This window comes from Janthinobacterium sp. 64, assembly GCF_002813325.1.
Classification (GTDB): Bacteria; Pseudomonadota; Gammaproteobacteria; order Burkholderiales; family Burkholderiaceae_D; genus Janthinobacterium.
Genome location: NZ_PHUG01000001.1, coordinates 683,874 through 704,100 on the forward strand (window position 1 = coordinate 683,874; position 20,227 = coordinate 704,100).

Here is a 20,227-nt window from a genome sequence, read left to right on the forward strand (position 1 = left end):
CAGATTTGGAGGATCGTGCAAAGGTCTTGCAGGATCGCGGTAACGGCGGGCGGGCTTCTCAGGCACACTTGTGCAATCGCCTGCAAGGCACGCGTCCCCTTCGTCACACACATCTAGATACAGGAGTTTTCATGACCGCCATCGCCAAAGGCTACGCCGCACTGGGCCCGACTTCCGCACTGCAACCGTTCACGTTCGAGCGCCGCGCCCCGCGCGAAGACGACGTGGCCATCTCGATCAAATACTGTGGCGTGTGCCATTCCGACATCCACCAGGCGCGCGATGAATGGGGCGGCGCTGCCTTCCCGATGGTGCCCGGCCATGAAATCGCCGGCGTCGTCACGGCCGTCGGCGCCAACGTCAGCAAGTTCAAGGTGGGCGACCACGTGGGCGTGGGCTGCTTCGTCGACTCGTGCACCACCTGCAAGACGCGCAACGTGGAACTGGAACAGTACATGCCAGGCCTGATCCAGACCTACAACGGTGTCGAAGCCGATGGCAAGACGGCCACGCAGGGCGGCTACTCGGACAGCATCGTCGTCAAGGAAGGCTATGTGCTGTCGATTCCAGACAACCTGCCGCTGGATGCCGCCGCGCCGCTGCTGTGCGCCGGCATCACCCTGTATTCGCCGCTGAACCACTGGAAGGCCGGCCCTGGCAAGCAAGTCGCCATCCTGGGCATGGGTGGCCTGGGCCACATGGGTGTGAAAATCGCCCACGCCATGGGCGCCGAAGTGACGGTGCTGAGCCAGACCCTGTCGAAGCGCGAAGACGGCCTGCGCCTGGGCGCCGACCACTACTACGCCACCAATGACGCGGAAACGTTCACCAAACTGGCCGGTACGTTTGATCTGATCATCTGCACCGTGGGCGCCTCCATCGACTGGAACCAGTACATCAACCTGCTGAAAGTCGATGGCAACATGGTCATCGTCGGCATCCCCGACGGCGCCGTGCCGCCCGTGAACGCCTTCGGCCTGGTCGGCGCCCGCCGCAGCCTGTCCGGCTCCATGATCGGCTCGATCAAGGAAACCCAGGAAATGCTGGATTTCTGCGGCAAGCACAATATCGTGTCGGACATCGAGATCATCCGCATCCAGGATATCAATGAGGCGTTTGAGCGCGTCGTCAAAAGCGATGTACGGTATCGCTTCGTGATCGACATGGCATCGCTGTAACGCTCGAGAAAAAGCCCAGGGCGTTGTTGCCTCGTCTCGCCGTACTATTCGTACTGTCTTCGACGAGGCGCCTAGCGCTGGGCATTTTTCGAGCGTTCCAACGGCGTTTGTTTAAACGTCAAAACCTGCAGCACCTCCTCCCATCCCCGCCAAAAATCAAGCTCCCACGTCAATTTTTCTTTCCTTGCGTCAAAAATCGGCATAAAATGAAACCGTACAGTACAGTTTCACTACGTAGATTTAAAAAATCAGCCATCCCCGGCGTGTTTGCCTGGGCAGGGGAGGCGTCATGGATAAAAAATGGACACTTCAACAAAGAATGGAGCGGCGGCGATCCCGGCGGTCTCCAGGGGCAAGCGCATTGCGCTGGCGGTTTTTGGCATGTTTCTTGGACTTTCCGGCCTGGCCCTGGTGGCCGGCGGCATCGAACTCATTACCCTCGGCGGTTCCTGGTACTACCTGCTGGCCGGTCTGGGCCTGCTCCTCGCCGGCGTGCTGTATCTGCGTCGCAAGCCCTTCGCCAGCGGCATCGTCGCTGCGCTGGTCATCGCCACCTTGCTGTGGGCCGTGTGGGAAATCGGCTTTGCCTTCTGGCCCATGGTGCCGCGCCTGGCGCCGTTCCTCGTCATCGGCCTGCTGGCCGCCTTGCTGCATCCGTGGCTGACGGGGCGTAGGCACACGGGCCAGTCGCGCGGTTTCGCGGCGCTGTTTGCCGTCGTGCTGGCAGCCGGTTTCGCCTCCATGTTCAAGCCGCACGGCGTGACGGAAGCGACTGTGCGGCCGCAGCAGGATACTGTTACGGCCATCAATGACGGCAGCGCCAACTGGGCGCATTACGGCTATGGGCCGAAGGGCACGCGCTTCGCGCCGTACACGCAGATCGACAGGCAGAATGTCGACCAACTGCAGGTGGCGTGGACCTACCGCTCGGGCGAGGTAGCCGAAGGCGCGTCCGAATCACAAAACACGCCGCTGCAGATCGGCGACACCATCTACACGTGCACGCCGACGAGCAAAGTCATCGCGCTCGACGCCGATACGGGCAAAGAGCGCTGGAGCTTCGATCCGAAGCCGGCCAACATCAAGACGTGGAACCGCTGCCGCGGCGTGGCTTACTACGAGCCGGCGAAAGTGACGAATCCGTTCCGTTTTGACGGCATGGCCCCGGCCAGCGCGCCGGTGGCGGGTGCGTGCGCCAAGCGCATCGTGCAAGTGACCATGGATGCGCGCCTGATTCAGATCGACGCGCAGACGGGCAAGCAGTGCGAGGGCTTCGGCGACAAGGGTTCCGTCGACCTCACCGTCGGCCTGGGCAAAGTGAAAATGAACGTGCCGTACTACGCTTACACGTCCGCGCCTACGGTGGCGCGCAACCTGATCATCCTCGGCGGCTGGGTCTTCGACGGCCGCTCGACCGACGAACCGTCGGGCGTCGTGCGCGCCTACAGCGCCGACACGGGGGAACTGGTGTGGGCCTGGGATCTGGGCAATCCGGCCATTACCAAGCTGCCGCCGGAAGGGCAGACCTACACGCGCAGCACGCCGAACATGTGGTCGGCGCCCGCTTTTGACGATGCGCTGGGCCTGGTGTACCTGCCGACGGGGAATGAGCAACCCGACTTCTGGGGCGGCAAGCGTCCGCCGCTGACGGAAAAATACGCGTCGGCCATCGTCGCCCTCGACATGGCCACGGGCCGCGAGCGCTGGACGTATCAGACCGTCCACCACGATATCTGGGATTACGACGTGGCCGCGCAGCCGGCCCTGTACGACGTCCCGGACGGCAAGGGCGGCACAATCCCCGCGCTGGTGCAGCTGACCAAGCGTGGCCAGATCTTCATGCTGGACCGCCGCACGGGCAAACCGATCGCCGATGTGGTGGAAAAAGCCGTGCCGCAGCAGCACGCGGCCGGCGACTGGGTGGCAAAGACGCAGCCATATTCCACCGGCATGCCGGCCCTCGGCGCGGAAACGCTGACGGAGCGCGACATGTGGGGCGCCACCTTCTTCGACCAGCTGGCGTGCCGCATCAGCTTCCGCAAGCTCAATTACCAGGGCGAGTTCACGGCGCCCAGCACCAAAGAGACCTTGATCTATCCGGGCTACTACGGCGGCTTCAACTGGGGCGGCGCGGCCGTCGATGAGAGCAATGGCTATATGTTCGTCAACGACATCCGCATGCCGCAAGTGGTCAGGCTGGTGCCGCGTGAAACGGTGGACGTGGCCAAGCTGACGTCGGGCCACGGCGTGGGCAGCACTTATCCGATGGATGGCACTCCGTTCGTCATCGACCACAAGGCCTTCAATTCGCCGCTGGGCATACCGTGCCAAAGCCCGCCCTGGGGCGTGTTTGCCGCCATCGACCTCAAGACGAAGAAAAAAGTGTGGGAGCGTCCGGCCGGCACGGTGCAGGATGCGGTGGTCAATGGCGTCAAGGCGAGGCTGCCCATCCCGCTGGGCATGCCGACCCTGGGCGGCGGCATGAGCACGGCGTCCGGCCTGGTGTTTTATGCGGGCACGCAGGATTATTATCTGCGCGCCATGGATATCGCCACGGGCCATGAAGTGTGGAAGGCGCGCATGCCCGTCGGCTCGCAAGGCACGCCGATGACGTATGTGTCGCCAGCCTCGGGCCGCCAGTACGTCGTGGTGGTGGCGGGCGGCGCCCGCCAGAGTCCGGACCGGGGGGATTACGTGATAGCATACGCGCTTCCCAAGACACAGTAAGAGTTTGCTTCATGCCCCAGTTGCGCACCGTTCCAGCTTCCCCGAGTACCCGAAGCGAGGAGCGGCGGCGCAAGCTGCTGGTGGCGGCATCCGGACTCTTTCTTGACTCCGGCTACGACGGCGTCAGCATGGACGCCATCGTGGCCGAGGCAGGCGGCTCGAAAGCCACCGCCTACCGCTATTTCGGCAGCAAGCAGGAGCTGCTGGTGGCCGTAGTCGAATACCTGTGCGCCGATTTCATCATCGCGCTACGCCAGCTCGATACCTCGCAAGCGGGCCTGGAGCAGGGCTTGCAGCTGATCCTCGATGAACTGGTGGCCGTCGTCACCAGTCCCCGCCACGTGGCTTTCTACCGCCTCGTCGTCACGGGCGCCGCCGCCGTGCCAGCCGTGGGCCTCACCTGGTACGAACACGGCCCGCAAGTGTGGCATGCCTTGATCTTGCGCCTGCTGGAGCAGCAGCGCACCCAGGGCCGTATCGCGCCCGACACCTCGTTTTCCAACCTGCCGCAGATCCTGTTCGACGCTGTTTTTTCGCACCTGACCACGCGCACCGTCATGCTGGGGCAGGGCGGCAGCGCGGCCACGTTCCGGCCGTTGATTGCGGAGTTGATTGAACTGGTCGTGGCGAGGGTGGAGCGCAGGGCGGATTAGGTCCGGCAGGGCCGTAATCCGACTGTGCTGAAAGGTAAGCAGCTGAAGCCATCGGGCAACATTGCTTTAGCCGTGGCGTTAGTCCTGCCAGGAAAACCTGCGCCATCTTATCCCTGGCCGTCGTGTACGTCTGCTTTGGCCCCAAAGCGGAAGTTGCCGCGCTCACTTTCCGTTGTCGACGCGGAGTTCGTTGATCGCCTTAACTGATAACTTCAAAGTATCGTTCTGAACATTGGATTGGCCGAAGGTATGAAAACAGTATCCTTCTTTGCCGAGTACGAGGAGGTACATTTCTCCTTGGGTCGGAATTCCATGGTAGCTGCCCGACCACTTGGCCCTTGCCATCGAATTCACTCCGACCTTCACCTGCTCAATAGACGAAACCTGCCAGCCTTGTACGTTCGTGCTAAACGTGTGCAGGAAGCCTTTTAGGAAATGCGTCGCAGCTTCATACCTAACCTTCTCAGTTATATCGGGACGCGCTTCTGGAGTAACGACTCTCGTTAGCTGGAGGATAGTCGGCGGTATACCTTTCTGCGAAAAGTAGACGTGCAGTTCAGACGAGGGATTGGGGGAGGTACGATCTGGCCCATTAAGCCCCATCGGCACATCAATGACGACCTGCCCGATACGAGCGGGCGCCGACTGCTGATCACTCGCGGCGGTCGAACAAGTGTGGACGGCGAAGGTAATGAGCAACACTATTAAACGAAGGATCATATTCAAACATTAAGAGTTTTAAGCGGCGTGGGAGAGGTGCTGGGAACCGCTCAGCCAAGATTCGTCCACGCTACTTTGAGCGTCTGCCTGTGGCTGGCAGCAGGCGGTGTAGGTCAGGCTTCCAGAGGCTTGCCGTCGATGAGTACGCGAAATCGCTCACCTGAAAACCCCGCCCGGTGGCTACCGTAAATGGCCTTTCCGATAGACTCATACCATTTGGAATCGGTGGCCTCGACAGAAACGGTCATGTCCGGGTTTTCGGCACCGATTTTCTCAAGAGCTTCCGCGACCTCACTTGTTGAGCGTAGTTTGACACCATTCAAGTCTACGCCGTCATTGTCGGAAATTCGCAATATAACTAGATTTTCCAAATCGATGCTCCAAAAATAAAAGAGGTGATGCTTCAGTTCTTACGTTGGCGAACGGCGGCAGATGGCCGGCTGCTACCATTGGCAATTCAGCTCGGCGGGTCACTCCGCAAGATGCAACACTCTACCCTAAACGCAGGCAAGCCAGGCACCTTCCAGGCTCAGCAAAGGGGACTTCGTCACCGTACTGCGCAAGCTGCTGCATGACGAAGCAAAGGCTGGCAAGTTCAGTGTGGACGTACGCGCTGCGAAGCTGCACACCGAGGTTGGCGTTTATCCGGCGCGCGGCCCTCGATGCCGACCTGTTGCACGGTGATGTATGAAGAGATGCCGCCGGGTGACGAGATACTGCTGACGCCACCCGGCGGCAAGGGACCTACGCTGCTGGTGCGGTATACACTCCCGCGCTGAAAATCTCGAATCAGAAGTTTTCAAATATGGAACAATTTTATATAAGCTCTTATGTAAATGGTGCTACCATGGCTACATGAAACCTGGACTCGGCACACAATTACGACATCTCATCGAACTGCTGGACGGCGCGGTCGAGCAGGCCTACGTGGAAGCGGGGCTCGATTACCGGCCCCGCTACACGCCGGTGATGCGGGTGCTCGCCGAGCAGCCGAGCGCGACCATTGGGGAGCTGGCGGCGGTGGCCGGCCTCACGCAGCCCGCCGCGACGCAGACAGTGGCCTTGATGGTGAAGAAGGGCCTGCTGACGGTGACCACCGGCGGCGAAGATGGCAGGCAGCGCGTGGTGCGCCTCAGCGCCGCTGGCGCAGCGATGCTGCCGCGCCTGCGGGTATGCTGGCAGGCAACCAAATCCGCGGCCGACAGCCTCGATGCTGAACTGGCGTTTCCCTTGTCCGACTGCCTCGCACAGGCGATCGCCGTGCTCGAGACGCGCTCCTTCGGCGCGCGCATCCGCGACGGCAGGCTGCGCCTGGATGCCGGCTCTGACGCAGGCATGGCAAGCCCTGACGCTCAATCCGAATGATGCCACCACGTACACTTTTTCACACAACAATCCATCGCTTCGTAGTCCAACTTGGAGGAATGTATGTCAGGTAGAAAGAAGTTTGTCGCGGCAGCCGTGTTGAGCAGCATGTTGTCGTTTTCCGCCTTCGCGGCAGACGATACGCCGTTGAACGCGTCCGCCCGCGCTGCGATCGTGCAGACACTGGTAACGAAAATGAACGCGAACTACATCGAGCCAGCGGTGGCTGAACGGGTCGGCAGTGCGATCGCCAGGAAAAATACCGAAGGAGGTTATGCGAGCGCCGCCAGCGTGAAGGCGTTCAGCGAGGCGCTGGCGAAGGACTTGCGCGAATTGAGCGGCGATTTGCATTTCGGCGCCGCGTTTTATGAAGGTCTTCGCGAGCGCAGCGCCACCCCCGAACTGCCCAGCCGCGCCAAGATGGAAGAATGGCGCGACCAGACCGCGCGGCGAGGCTATGACATCGAGAAGATAGAACGCCTTCCCGGTAACATCGGCTATATCGAGCTGCGCGGCTTCGGCGGCCCGGAATTCGTCGGCGCGGCGTACACGGCGGCGATGTCGCTCATGGCGGGGACGGATGCGCTGATCCTCGACCTGCGCCGTAACGGCGGCGGCAGCCCGGCCAGCGTGGCTTACCTGATGAGTCATTTCTTTCCGCTCGGCGACGAGCGCCACCTGATCGATATGTACGACCGCCCGACAGGTACGACGCGGCAGTTCTGGACCGTGAAGACGGTCACGCAGCGCTACGACAAGCCCTTGTACGTGCTGACCTCGGCCCGCACGTTTTCCGGCGGCGAGGATTTCTCCTATGGCATCCAGGCGCAGAAACGGGGCACGGTGGTCGGAGAAACCACCGGCGGTGGTTCCAATCCCGTGAGCTGGTTCAACGTGGGACAAGACATCATAGTCGCGATCCCGACCGCGCGCACGACCAATGCCGTCACCAAAACCAACTGGGAGCACGTCGGCGTGAAACCGGACATCGCCGTGCCCGCGGCGCAGGCGCTGCAGACGGCGCACGTCGCCATCCTGCGCAAGCTGGTGTCATCGGCCAAGGAGGGCAACGAGCGCAAGGAACTGCAGCGTGTGCTGGCGATGGCGGAGAAGGGGGAGTCCGAGAAGCCGGTCTACACGCTCAGGGGCGAGCGTTAATATCGCGGCGTTGATTGTGCTGGTGTTGGCACGTGTGGCGCGTCATCCGACACTGCGGAGCCGACAATGGTGTCGGATTACGCTACGCTAATCCGACCTACGCCGTCAAGAATGGGCTGTGCGTTTTTGACGCCAACGCACGTCACGACGCTTCTGCAAACCGTAGCAGCAGGTTTGCAGTGCGTCCTTCACATCAGGTCGCAATACCATACTTGTGCTGCGTGGCTTCGTATTGCTGCTTGAGCGATTCCAGCTGCGGATGCCTGGGGTCGATCTTGCGGATCACCTGCATCTGGTGCTGCGCCTGTTCGGCCAGCGGGGCTTCCCAGCCCAGCATGTTGAGCTGGCGCAAGATGGCGTCGACGGAGGCGAACAGCACGGGCAGGTTGCCTGGCGTCTTGCGCAAGGCCTGGCGCAGCACGAAGACGGCCCCCTTGAGCTCGCCGCTTTCCGACTTGCTGGCCGCATCCTGCATCAATTCCTGCACCTGGTGCGTAATCTGCTGGCCCATGCCTTGCGCCAGGTCATGCCGGCCCGCTTTTTCAAAGACGTCGACGGCCGCTTCCATTGTCACGTCGCTGTCCGCTTCGTTGACGAGTTTCATCATGACGTCGGATGCGGCCTGTTCCAGGTTGTTTTTCAGGCAGCTTTGCACCAGGCCTACCTTCAGCTGCGTCGACAGGCCGCGCGCCGTGTCCAGGGCGGCGGCGGCCAGTTGCAGTTCGGCGGCGGCGGCGATGTCGTTGCCGGATAATTCATGCAGCATCGCGGCCGAGATGGCGCGGCAGGCTTCCACGTTGGCGCTGCCCCGCAGGGAGCGCTCCATGTCGCGCAGCACGCCGCTCGCCTGCGGCGCATCGCCTTTCTTGACCAGCGTTTTCACCAGGTTGACGTGGTCCTCCGGGTCGCGGAATTCCGAGTACTTGGCCTTGGTCACCACCTGCTTGTAGGCCCGTTCGGCCGCGCCGATGTCGCCCGTATCGTAGGCGATGCCGCCCAGGTGGCGCAGGCGGCCCACCATGTGCGGCGAGATGGCCACCGCGTCTTCGAGGATTTTTTTGCCTGCAGCTGCTGGCCCATGGCTTCATGGTTTTGCGCCAGCAAGTCGTAGGCGGCCATGAAGCGGGGATAGGTTTCCACCAGTTCCAGCAGCGCCTCCTGCGCATCTTCATGGCGCTGCTGTTCGAACAGGGTGCGCGCCAGTCCCAGGTGGGCCCAGGCCATGGGCCGCGTGGCCAGCATGTCGGCGTACAGCTGTTCCGCTTCCTTCCATTCATCGAGGGCGATGTGCAGTTCGGCGCGCAGGCGGGTGAAATCGGCCGCCAGGCGCGGGTGCTGCAGTTCCGCCGCGCGGCAGCTTTTCACGGCTTCGCGCAAGTCGCCCTTGTCGATCAGCTGATACGTGGGCAGGAAAATGGCGCGCCGGTCGATGGCGCGCGCGATGCGTCCGCTCAGCACGTCGACGGTAAACGGTTTTAATATGTAGTCGGACGGTGTCAGTTCGGCCGCGCTGATCACCTTGCTGTGGATGGCTTCCGAGGTCAGCATGATGAAGATCGTCCACAGGCTGATCAGCTTGTGGTGGCGCAAGTCTTCCAGCAATTGCTGGCCATCCTGGCCGTCCGTGCCACTGCCAAGATCGTATTCGCACAGGATGATGTCGAACGGTTTCTTCATCAGCAAGCGGATGGCCGTACCGGCATTGACGGCATATTCCACCTTGGTGATGGCCGCCTGGTTCAGCATATTGTGCAGATTGCCCCGCATGCTGGGGTTCGGGTCGACGATCAGGACAGATAAGTCGCTAGTTTCTGGCATGGTTCAGCTCTCGTTCATCTGTTCGGTCATTTGCGGGAACTCTTCTTATAGGTATCTGCCTGGCAGCATTACTTTTTATCAGCATACTGCAAAGCCGGGCGACACTGCCAGCAAAATGCATGCAATCGGGCGCAGGGCAGGGCGCCGGAGGCATCCTGTGGCGCGCGGCGTTGTATTTCATGGCGGCACCGCATATTCCAGCATTTAGTTGACTAGCATGATAGTATCCTAATTACAACTAGTGTTGGATGCCGCGCAAGCTTGCGGCCAGGCATGCGCAAGGCTGTACCGGGCGCTCTTCTTCTTTCTGGTGTCGATACCCGTATGCGTGTTCCTGACCTTTCTTCCCTGCGGCGCATCGCCGTTCCCCTTGCCTTTGGCGGCAACAGCGAACAGCAGCATACCTATTTTGCGGAATTGCACCGCGTGGGCCTCGTCACGCAAGTGATGGGCATCATCGCCTACAGCCTGACCTGGCTGATGATGCCCGATCCCTATCATCCGAACCTGCTGCACGCCGTGCTGGCGCTGCTGGGCATGCTGGCCAGCCTGGTGGCGCGCTACCGCTGCACCACCTTGCCCGTGCTGACCATTTCCGGCGCCTGCGCCGTGCTGGCCCTGACTTTCGGTCTGCGCACCATGGCCGACGCCGTGCAGCACGCCAGCTTCTGGGTCTTGCCCGTAGGGGTCTTCCTGACCCTGGCCATCGCCTCCATCTTCAATGGCGGTCTCAGCTACCTGGCCGTGGTGGCAGGCATCTGGTGGAACGTGGGTCACGGCCTGTACCCCGTCAATGCGGGCTTGCCCGACCAATCCTGGGTGCCGTTGATGATCGCCGTCAGCGTGCTGTTCGGCCTGGCGCTCAACGTCAGCTTCAGCTTATTGCGCTTGCGAAACTATCACTCCAAGGTGGAATTGACGCGGCTGGCCTTTCAGGACAGCCTGACGGGCTTGAACAACCGCCGCATGTTCACGCAGCGCGCCCAGCAGATGCATGGCGCAAGCCATGGCGGCATGCTGCATTTCCTCATGATCGATATCGACAATTTCAAGATCATCAATGACCAGCAGGGTCACGATGCAGGCGACGCCGTGCTCGTGCGCACGGCTGCCATCATCGCCGACAAGGCGCAGGGCCATCTGTGCGGGCGCCTGGGCGGCGAGGAGTTCGGCATCGTGTATGCGGGCAGCCGCGACGATGCGGGCGCCTTTGCCGGCGCCCTGGTCGAAGCCGTCAGCCAGGCTTTCCATGCGGCGCAGTTCGTGTCGATTAGCGTGGGCGTGGCCGAACTGGACCGGGGCAAGGAGCTGGGCCACAGCTACCGGCTGGCCGACGAGGCGCTGTACCTGGCCAAGCGGCAAGGCAAGAACCGCTATGTGATCGCCGGATGATTGCTCGCACGGGTTGGTTGTTGCAAGTTGGCAAAAACTGCCGTTTTCAGGGCGGAAATGGCCGGAAAGCCATAAGTTCAGGTCATAAGGCAGGGGTAAAACGGGTATAATGCGCGCAAAGGAAATTTGCCGTACGAAAGATATTGTCATACCTACCTTTAACCCGCAGCCACGCTGCATCAACCACCTTCCAATCATGTTGATACTGCCGGGTTCCAATGCCCTGTCCCATTTCCGTAGCCACCGTCTGTTAAGCCAACTGCAAGCCGTCTCGCCTGCGATTGTTGCCGTACAAGCACGCTATGTCCATTTCATCGATGCCAGCGCGCCCCTCACGGCCGACGACAGCACGCGCCTTGGCGCCTTGCTGACGTACGGCGAGCCGGCCCAGGCTGACAATACGGAAGGCGCTGCCGAAGCATTCTTCGTCATTCCCCGTTTCGGCACGATTTCTCCGTGGGCTTCGAAAGCCACCGACATCGCGCACAACTGCGGCATGGCGCACATCAAACGCGTCGAACGCGGCGTCGCTTTCCGCATCAACCTGAAATCGGGCATCCTGGGCAGCGCGATTCTAGCAGGCAAACTGACGGACGAGCAGGTACAGGCCGTGGCCGACTTGCTGCACGACCGCATGACGGAATCCGTGCTGCGCAGCGCGGACGACGCGAAGGATCTGTTCCGCACCCTGGAAGCGCGTCCGCTCGAATCGATCGACTTGCTGGGGCAGGGCAAGGCCGCGCTGGAAACGGCGAACGTCGAGCTGGGCCTGGCGATGTCGGAAGACGAAATCGACTACCTGGACGCCGCCTTCACCAAGGCCGGCCGCAACCCGACGGACGTGGAACTGATGATGTTCGCGCAGGCGAACAGCGAACATTGCCGTCACAAGATCTTCAACGCCGACTGGACCATCGACGGCGTGGCGCAACCCAAGTCGCTGTTCGGCATGATCAAGAACACGCACGAACTGCAGCCGAAGGGCACCGTCGTCGCCTACAGCGACAATTCGTCCATCATGGAAGGCGCGACGGTCTCCCGTTTCTACCCGCGCGGTGCCAACCACGAATATGCGGCATCGACCGAGCTGACGCACACCCTGATGAAGGTGGAAACGCATAACCACCCGACGGCCATCTCCCCATTCCCAGGCGCCTCCACGGGCGCGGGCGGCGAGATCCGCGACGAAGGCGCGACGGGCCGCGGCGCCAAGCCAAAAGCCGGTTTGACCGGTTTCACCGTGTCGAACCTGTCCCTGCCGGATGCCGTGCGCAGCTGGGAAACGGCCGCTTCCGTGACGGCGCCACTGGCTGGCCGCACGGATGCGGACCAATATGGCAAACCGGAACGCATCGCTTCGCCGCTGCAAATCATGATCGAAGGCCCGCTGGGCGGCGCCGCGTTCTCGAACGAATTCGGCCGTCCCGTCTTGGGCGGCTACTTCCGCACGTATGAACAGAACGTCGGCGTCGACAAAGACGCCGTGTTCGGCTACCACAAGCCGATCATGATCGCTGGCGGCATCGGCAATATCTCGGCGCAGCACACGCACAAGAACGACATCCCCGTCGGCAGCCTGCTGGTGCAGCTCGGTGGCCCGGGCATGCGCATCGGCATGGGCGGCAGCGCCGCCTCGTCGATGACCACCGGCAGCAACACGGCCGACCTGGACTTCGATTCCGTCCAGCGCGGTAACCCTGAAATGGAACGCCGCGCCCAGGAAGTCATCAACGCCTGCTGGCAAATGGGCGCGGACAACCCGATCATCTCGATCCACGACGTGGGTGCGGGCGGCTTGTCGAACGCGTTCCCGGAAATCACCAACGACGCCAAGCGCGGTGCGATTTTCGACCTGCGCAAAGTGCCGCTGGAAGAATCGGGCATGGCGCCGAAGGAAATCTGGAGCAATGAATCGCAGGAACGCTACGTTCTGGCCATCGCGCCGGAAAGCCTGCCACTGTTCAAAGCCATGTGCGAACGCGAACGCTGTCTGTTCGCCGCCGTGGGCGTGGCCACCGAAGAGCGTCAACTGAAACTGATCGACCCGGAACTCGGCAACGAGCCGGTCGACATGCCGATGGATGTCTTGCTGGGCAAGCCGCCGAAGATGCAACGCGACGTGATCCACGTGGCCAACGATTTCCCGGCCATCGATCTGACGGGCATGGACTTGAAGGACGTGGCGCAAAAAGTGCTGCTGCTGCCGACCGTGGCCGACAAATCGTTCCTGATCACCATCGGCGACCGCAGCGTGGGCGGCATGACCGTGCGCGACCAGATGGTGGGACCATGGCAAGTGCCGGTGGCCGATTGCGCCGTCACCACCATGAGCTTCGAGGGTTATCTGGGCGAAGCGATGGCCATGGGCGAACGCACGCCGCTGGCCGTCATCGACGCCGCAGCTTCCGGCCGCATGGCCGTGGGCGAAGCCGTCACCAACATCGCCGCCGCAGCGATTGCCGACATCTCCGACATCAAATTGTCCGCCAACTGGATGGCCGCCTGCGGCCAGCCTGGCCAGGACGCAGCCTTGTACGACACGGTCAAAGCCGTCGGCATGGACCTGTGCCCGGCGCTGGGCATCAGCATCCCCGTCGGCAAGGATTCGCTGTCGATGCGCACGACGTGGAAAGACGACAGCACGGGCGCGGCGAAATCCGTCACGTCGCCGGTGTCGCTGATCGTCTCCTCGTTCGCACCAGTCACCGACGTGCGCAAGTCGCTCACGCCGCAGCTGAAAATGGACAAGGGCGACACGTCCTTGATCCTGATTGACCTGGGCCGCGGCAAAAACCGTTTGGGCGCTTCCGCCCTGGCGCAAGTCATGGGGCAGTTAGGCAATGAAACGCCGGACGTCGACAGCGCGGAAGACCTGAAAGGCTTCTTCGCCGCCATTCAAAAGCTCAATAGCGACGACAAGCTGCTGGCCTACCATGACCGTTCGGACGGCGGCCTGTATGCCACCCTGACGGAAATGGCCTTTGCCGGCCACACGGGCATGTCCGTCAACCTCGACATGCTGACCATGGAAGGCGAGCATTCCAGCGACTGGGGCGACGCCAAGAACTGGACGGGCCAGGTAGCGGAACGCCGCAACGAACTGACCCTGCGCGCTTTGTTCAGCGAAGAGCTGGGCGCCGTCATCCAGGTGCGCGCGGAAGAAAAATCGCTCGTCATGGACGTGCTGCGCACGTTTAATTTGGGCGCCTGCAGCCATATCATCGGCAAATTGAATGACCGCGACGTGATCGAATTCACGCGCGACGCCAAGCTGATTTACACCCAGCCGCGCGCGGACCTGCACCGCCTGTGGAGCGAAACGAGCTGGCGCATCGCCCGCCTGCGCGACAATCCAGCCTGCGCGGACGCCGAATACGACCGCCTGCTGGACGCGCAAGATCCGGGCATGTCGCCGATCGTCACGTTTGATCAGAACGAGAACATCGCCGCGCCATTCATCGCCACCGGCGTGCGTCCGCGTGTCGCCATCCTGCGCGAGCAGGGCGTCAACTCGCACATCGAGACGGCGTACGTCATGCACCAGGCAGGTTTTACGGCTGTCGACGTGCACATGAGCGACCTGATTGCGGGCCGCGTCAAGCTGGACGACTTCCAGGGCGTTATCGCCGTGGGCGGCTTCTCGTACGGCGACGTGCTGGGCGCGGGCGAAGGCTGGGCGAAAACGATACTGTTCAACGCCAGCCTGGCAGAACAGTTCGCGCGCTTCTTCAACCGCAAGGACAGTTTTGGTTTGGGTATCTGCAACGGCTGCCAGATGATGAGCAATTTGAAATCCATCATCCCTGGCGCCCACGCCTGGCCGAAGTTCACGCGCAACAAGTCGGAGAAATTCGAAGGCCGCTTTGCCATGGTCGAAGTGATGGATTCCCCATCGATCTTCTTCAACGGCATGGCCGGCACCCAAGCCGGCATCGCCATCGCCCACGGCGAAGGCTACGCCGACTTCTCGCAAACGGGCGACATCACCCAGGTCAGCAAAGCCATGCGTTTTGTGGACAACAAGGGTGCTGCCACCGAAGCGTACCCGTACAACCCGAACGGCTCGCCGGAAGGCATCACCTCCGTCACCACGCCAGACGGCCGCTTCACCGTGCTGATGCCGCACGCGGAGCGCGTGTTCCGCAGCGTGCAGCAGTCCTACCACCCTGAAGCGTGGGGCGAAGATTCGCCTTGGATGCGCATGTTCAGGAATGCACGGAAGTTTGTGGGGTAATTCAGCTATTTTCGGCGCGGCGCCTTGGTTCAGGGCGCTGCTGCTGGGGTAGGAATGAGAAAGCCGCTGTCGGGAGGCAGCGGCTTTTTTAATTATTGAAAATTCTGTTTTTAGTTTTGATAGAAGTGCGAATAAATCTGTAGAAGAAAAAACGTTTGAACGTAATTTAGTATGTGCTTGGAGTTTTTCGTTTCTTTTCTTTAGATTTTAAATTTTCACTCTTCACAATATTATTTGAGGTTATTGATAAATTCAATATCCCATTTGGCCCGCCTCGCTCTAGAGAACTTGCAATTGAAAGATGGCGAATTGCTCTGCTTGCTCCCAAATACATCCGTGACACATATCTGCGTCTTGCACCTTGACTTATGTGTTCGACAGAAAGTTCCACTTCATCACAATTTATGAGGAATACTGTATCAAATTGTAATCCAGCTACATACTCAGGCATGCTGAAAACACATCTGTTTTTTGCATAGCGTAAATCTTTCATATCTTCACGTGAGGTTATTGCTATAAATTTGTCTTGTATTCTTCCTGCGTCACGATAAATGCTAAAAAGCTTTTCATTTAGACATAACACGGCAACATCGTTTCCTTTTGCGGGGAGACTTTTTGCGGCATAAATGGCTTGTTCAAATATGGAATCCACCAGCTCAGTGTTATTTTTGAAAATTTGTAATGTTGGAATTTCCCCGCTAGGTTGAGCAGATTGTCCTATATATGTATTAAATTCACCTTCTAGGTCAATTGCTGGAAATGACCCGTCTAAATCACGAAGTAAAGCAGTAATTTGAGGTGATGATCGGTACACTGTTTTTAGGTCAACGGGGATTGATTCTCCTACGCCTGGGTTTCTAAATCTTGAAATTCCGTTGCCAAAGTTTGTGTCACGGGTACTTTGTTTTAGATCGTATGCCATGTATAGTGGCCAGCGACCTGAAACGCCTGCTCGAGATTTGAATAAATTTTGCAAAACCATTGTTTCGACGCGAGTAAAATAGTGATATTCATCTACAAATACCCGATCAAATCCATCTCGTTCTTTTAGTTGATTCCATTCATGTGTTGAAAGATATCTTCCGAAATCAGCTACCATCTGATCCATGCTAAGATATTTTTCTTTATGAAGCTCAAGGCAATATGCACTATGTATTTCTAAGAGAATTTTTCTGTGATTCATAGTAGGTAATGACATTTGCCATGCCTCTCGATCTTCTTTTATATATCGTTCAGCATCAGTGGTGCCTTTTCTAATATTCTCTGCATCAATTGAACAAGCAAACTCATTCATTATTTCTTCAATAAGTGCATCTCGGGCGTCTAAGTCCTCCATTCTATCTGAAAAATCAGGGCATTCATTTAGTAGTCCGAATTTAATTCTTGCATCTGAGTTGGTTTGATTAATTGAATCGTTAATCATTACTCGTTGATAATCCCGTCCTTCGATTCCATCTAATGAGAGCGGGCTTAGTCCCTTTTTCTCATACCCTAACTGTAATTGAGCCAGTTCATAAAGTGTGCCGATCCATAGCCTAGGTTTTCCATCTTCTGTAAATAGATTTGCCCACCTTTCAGATGGATCTAATGCATATAACATGCCTCGGACTACTTCATGTGCAAGGGCTGAGCTATGCGTTAAAAATGCGAATCGATAATCTAAATTTTTATCCGCAGCGTCATAAAGATCTCGCAAACACTTTACGACCATTGCTTGTGTTTTTCCAGTGCCTGCGGCACCTCGTAACCTGAGAGGCCCATCGGTCGACTTATTTACAAAATTTAGTTGTTCTGAGTTAAGTCGTTTTTCGTACCATTCTAACAAGGTCCCACTTCCTGCTAGACGTAGACCCAAAGGTTCACTTAGTACAATCCCGTAATTTCCTCCATTTATTATTGGCTGAATATCGGTGATTAATGCATCAACGATCTGCTCCATTGCAAAAGTGTAACACTCAATGTCGATAGGAACATTGTCCAGATCTAATGCTTTTGATGTTACCGCAAATGCATAAATATTTGCTGTTCCGGCCGGTGATCTATCAAAACATATTCGTTCAACATTTCCACGTAAATATGACTCAGCATAGACTGATAATCTTGAACCTGCATGAAATTTTTGCCATGGAACGGGTACTGAAATGCCACGATCAAACTGTGTTAGGGCAACCCGAATTATTCGTTCAAAAACATTTCGACTTCTAGCGCTAGAGGAAAAGACACCATTCTCACCAATATATATTACGAGATAACCGCTGTTTTCGTCTGCTGCTTCCGATAGGATGTAGATATTATCTCCTATTACAACTCGACGCAATTTCCCAGATGTTTCAGGCAATTTAAACTCGCGAAACCATTCATCTTCCACTAGGGCTGAATCAAGTAGAGGAAGAGAATATTGATCAATTACTAATATTTTTGGTTTCATCTTATTTCCTTTGGGAAAATCTTTTCAATTAAAATATCTGCAGCCTCACCAGAGACCTTTTCGAATGGAGCGGGCATGCCAATTCGAGAAAAAAGGAATGAGAATTTCTGAACAACTGCGTACCTTAAGTTGTCATTAAATCTACCTATTCTATGAAATGAATTTTTTTGGCCTACTATTTTTTCTTCTAGTTCTGAATTAAATATTAAATTTGATTTGGTCGTTGATATTGATCTTAAAAGAATAATGAAGCAAAAATCATCCTCGCCTGGAATTTCAGGTACCACAAAAAAATCTGGAAACCCGTCGCTAGAATTTAAATATTCACGAATTCTACTTTCTTGTGTTTTTTTATCTATTCCTACAATTTCCCAGCATTGGCATAGAGTGTGAAGTCTATTTTTCTTAGGCGGTCTGATCGATAGTTCGATTCCCTTCAGCGTGCTTTCTAATTTTTCTTCAATTTTTTTATCTTTTGGGTATATTAAATTGAGAATTTCCGAAGCAGATTTTTCTAGAAGCCACTCGCATAGATTTGAATGAGATAGTTCGGAAAGTTTTTGATGATTTTTTCTTATAATGGAATTTATTTTATCTAGGCAATATGTTGAGTATTTGGCACTAAATTTTCGCAATTGTTCTTCGCACCAAATATTTTCCAGATATTCCATTGCCGGTATTATTTCCAGCCATGAATAGTTGGTTCCTGACTTCTTTTGTGCTATGTCGCAATCCGCCGTTAGTACGAATCCCCATTGTGCTCTTTTATTTTTCCTATTTGGATTTTGCTTTATTATATCGCCCTGGCGTAGCTCTTGATTTGTTTCTACAGAGGTAAAAGATTCACTCATTTTTATTCGCATATCCTTTTGATGTTTGTTATTTTTCAGGGGCGTATGTTGTTGCTTTTATTCTATTGCTAATTAATTGAGAATTAATGTAAAAATTATATATTTTGCGCCACCCCCACAATCACCACCGCCGACGGCACCAGCAAAAACTGCGCAATCAGCGTCCCCGCCAATCTGCTCCCCACCAGCCACACCACCGCGCGCCGGAATTGCGATTCTTCGATCTTGCCCTCGATGACGTCATCCGTCATGCCCGACATGTGCGGGTCGATGAAGACGGCCATCATGATTGTGGCGCCGCCGTTGATGATTGATGACAGCGTGCTGGAGGTCACGCGCACGCTGGGGTCCAGCACGCCCGCGTACAGGGCCGCGAAGACGCCTACCGTCCACAGGGCCGTGGCGATGACGTTCATGGCTGTCATGGAAATCGATACGCCGGATTGTTGGCGCAGGCCCGTGACGTTGGCGGGCTTGGGCAGGCTGGCGGAGGTCTTGAGGTAGGGCAGGCCGCCCTTGAAGACGGCGTGCAGCAGCAGTTTTGGTACCGACCTGTGCACCTGGAAATGCTCGACGGCGCGGCAGAAAGCGCGCTGGAAGGTGGGGATAAGGATTGCGCCCAGTATCGTCGCCAGGCTGGCGGAGAACAGCAGCCAGCGGAAGTCGACCAATAAGGTGCTGGCGGCAACATGGTGGTCTATGCGCGTTTCCACGCGCTTGGCCAGGAATGGTCCAAGGAATGAGTTCGAAGTGCGCGACAGCAGCATCAGAATGCTGAACAGGGCCAGCGACACGGCGATGCGCCGCGTGCGGATGCCGGCGATGCGCACGGAGTAGGCGAGGGTGCCGATGATGTGGATGATGAACGTCAGTGCGCAAATCAACAGCAATTGCTTGTCCATCACAACCTTGCAGTAAAGAAAATGTCATTCCATGCTGCCATGGAGTTACTTATTTTTCAACTGCAAATAAGATAATTTTCTTATTAATTGGGTTTGGTGGTGTTTTGGGCGTTTGTATGCAGTTGGCGGTTTTTCACCCCAAAGGCAGAAACTGGGGTCAGACCCTTAGGGTCTGACCCCGGCCCTTGCTCTGGGTTTGGCTATGCTTTCATCGGAGGCAAGATTCGTTCCCGCCGCTTGCATTCCACCCCCGCGCCCTCATCTGGGTGGCAATGGTAGCCTGTAGCGCTGCCTCATTTGAACCAACCAGGAGAACCGCCATGAGTTTCGATTCCTTTCTGTCCAAACTGAAGACCAAAGCCAGTGAACTGAAAACCGAAGCGCTGAAGTACAAGAACAAGGATTTCCTGAATGCCGCGATGGCGGGTTCGGCCTTGATTTCCATGGCCGACGGCAGCGTCAGTGCGGAAGAGAAGCAGAAGATGGTCAAATTCATTGAAAGCAATGATGCGCTGTCGGTGTTTACCACCACGGACGTGATCAAGGCGTTCCAGGACTATGTCGGCCAGCTGGAGTTCGACAAGGATATCGGCGAAGCCAAGGCGTATCAGGCGCTGGGCAAGATGAAGTCGAATGTGGAGGCGTCGCGCTTGCTGGTGCGCATGATTATCGCCGTCGCTTCGTCAGACGGCAATTTCGACGCCAACGAGCAGCGCGTGGCCAGCAAGATCGCGCGCGAGCTGGGCTTGACTCCGGCGGAGTTCGAGCTGCAGTAACTGCCAGGCCAGCCGGCTCTGGCTT

15 protein-coding genes are annotated in these 20,227 nt (G+C 57.4%); 8 read left to right on the forward strand and 7 right to left on the reverse strand.

Translation table 11 applies throughout. The features are described 5' to 3' along the window. Window positions 1-131: 131 nt before the first annotated feature. The 3 genes from CLU91_RS02925 to CLU91_RS02935 all read left to right on the forward strand — a co-directional run bounded on the left by CLU91_RS02925 (window position 132) and on the right by CLU91_RS02935 (window position 4,558). Window positions 132-1,178 carry an NAD(P)-dependent alcohol dehydrogenase gene (locus CLU91_RS02925; RefSeq protein WP_100872908.1) on the forward strand — a complete coding sequence of 349 codons (1,047 nt, stop codon included), beginning with the start codon at window positions 132-134 and terminating at the stop codon, window positions 1,176-1,178. Window positions 1,179-1,559: 381 nt separating this feature from the next. Next, window positions 1,560-3,905, forward strand: a complete 2,346-nt coding sequence (locus CLU91_RS02930) for a membrane-bound PQQ-dependent dehydrogenase, glucose/quinate/shikimate family (protein ID WP_232730599.1) — start codon at window positions 1,560-1,562, stop codon at window positions 3,903-3,905. A gap of 11 nt (window positions 3,906-3,916) precedes the next feature. After that, entirely contained in the window at window positions 3,917-4,558 is a 642-nt protein-coding gene (locus tag CLU91_RS02935; protein WP_100872910.1) for a TetR/AcrR family transcriptional regulator, read from the forward strand. 162 nt (window positions 4,559-4,720) lie between these two features. Here the strand turns inward: CLU91_RS02935 and CLU91_RS02940 are convergent, their stop codons facing one another. Beyond that, window positions 4,721-5,278, reverse strand: coding sequence for a hypothetical protein (locus CLU91_RS02940; protein ID WP_100872911.1), 558 nt, complete (start codon window positions 5,276-5,278; stop codon window positions 4,721-4,723). A gap of 113 nt (window positions 5,279-5,391) precedes the next feature. Continuing rightward, a complete protein-coding gene (locus tag CLU91_RS02945; RefSeq protein WP_157814560.1) occupies window positions 5,392-5,649 on the reverse strand; it encodes a hypothetical protein in 258 nt (85 codons plus the stop codon). A 484-nt stretch (window positions 5,650-6,133) separates the two neighbouring features. On the opposite strand from CLU91_RS02945, the gene CLU91_RS02950 reads away from it, so the two are divergent. Then, window positions 6,134-6,643 carry a MarR family winged helix-turn-helix transcriptional regulator gene (locus CLU91_RS02950; protein ID WP_100872913.1) on the forward strand — a complete coding sequence of 170 codons (510 nt, stop codon included), beginning with the start codon at window positions 6,134-6,136 and terminating at the stop codon, window positions 6,641-6,643. Between the two features lie 108 nt (window positions 6,644-6,751). After that, window positions 6,752-7,801: a S41 family peptidase gene (locus CLU91_RS02955; RefSeq protein WP_198521227.1), complete on the forward strand. Its 1,050-nt coding sequence runs from the start codon at window positions 6,752-6,754 to the stop codon at window positions 7,799-7,801. 193 nt (window positions 7,802-7,994) lie between these two features. Here the strand turns inward: CLU91_RS02955 and CLU91_RS28375 are convergent, their stop codons facing one another. Together CLU91_RS28375 and CLU91_RS28380 are read right to left on the reverse strand one after the other, a co-directional pair. Then, window positions 7,995-8,840, reverse strand: coding sequence for a hypothetical protein (locus tag CLU91_RS28375; protein ID WP_232730600.1), 846 nt, complete (start codon window positions 8,838-8,840; stop codon window positions 7,995-7,997). Then, window positions 8,735-9,619, reverse strand: coding sequence for a response regulator (locus tag CLU91_RS28380; RefSeq protein WP_232730601.1), 885 nt, complete (start codon window positions 9,617-9,619; stop codon window positions 8,735-8,737). The genes CLU91_RS28375 and CLU91_RS28380 overlap by 106 nt, the downstream gene beginning before the upstream one ends. Before the next feature lie 324 nt (window positions 9,620-9,943). On the opposite strand from CLU91_RS28380, the gene CLU91_RS02965 reads away from it, so the two are divergent. After that, window positions 9,944-11,011, forward strand: a complete 1,068-nt coding sequence (locus CLU91_RS02965; protein ID WP_100872915.1) for a GGDEF domain-containing protein — start codon at window positions 9,944-9,946, stop codon at window positions 11,009-11,011. Window positions 11,012-11,207: 196 nt separating this feature from the next. Further along, on the forward strand, window positions 11,208-15,245 hold the full coding sequence (gene purL, locus CLU91_RS02970) for a phosphoribosylformylglycinamidine synthase (protein ID WP_100872916.1): 4,038 nt from the start codon (window positions 11,208-11,210) through the stop codon (window positions 15,243-15,245). 166 nt (window positions 15,246-15,411) lie between these two features. Here purL and CLU91_RS27715 read toward each other — a convergent pair whose 3' ends face one another. From CLU91_RS27715 to CLU91_RS02980, 3 genes are all read right to left on the reverse strand, one after another. Beyond that, entirely contained in the window at window positions 15,412-17,673 is a 2,262-nt protein-coding gene (locus CLU91_RS27715; RefSeq protein WP_157814561.1) for a UvrD-helicase domain-containing protein, read from the reverse strand. After that, window positions 17,670-18,524: a hypothetical protein gene (locus CLU91_RS27720; protein ID WP_157814562.1), complete on the reverse strand. Its 855-nt coding sequence runs from the start codon at window positions 18,522-18,524 to the stop codon at window positions 17,670-17,672. The genes CLU91_RS27715 and CLU91_RS27720 overlap by 4 nt, the downstream gene beginning before the upstream one ends. Before the next feature lie 95 nt (window positions 18,525-18,619). Beyond that, window positions 18,620-19,426, reverse strand: coding sequence for a lipid II flippase Amj family protein (locus CLU91_RS02980; RefSeq protein ID WP_100872918.1), 807 nt, complete (start codon window positions 19,424-19,426; stop codon window positions 18,620-18,622). Window positions 19,427-19,746: 320 nt separating this feature from the next. Here CLU91_RS02980 and CLU91_RS02985 point away from each other — a divergent pair, with 320 nt between their 5' ends. Beyond that, window positions 19,747-20,202, forward strand: coding sequence for a tellurite resistance TerB family protein (locus CLU91_RS02985; RefSeq protein ID WP_100872919.1), 456 nt, complete (start codon window positions 19,747-19,749; stop codon window positions 20,200-20,202). Window positions 20,203-20,227: the final 25 nt, after the last annotated feature.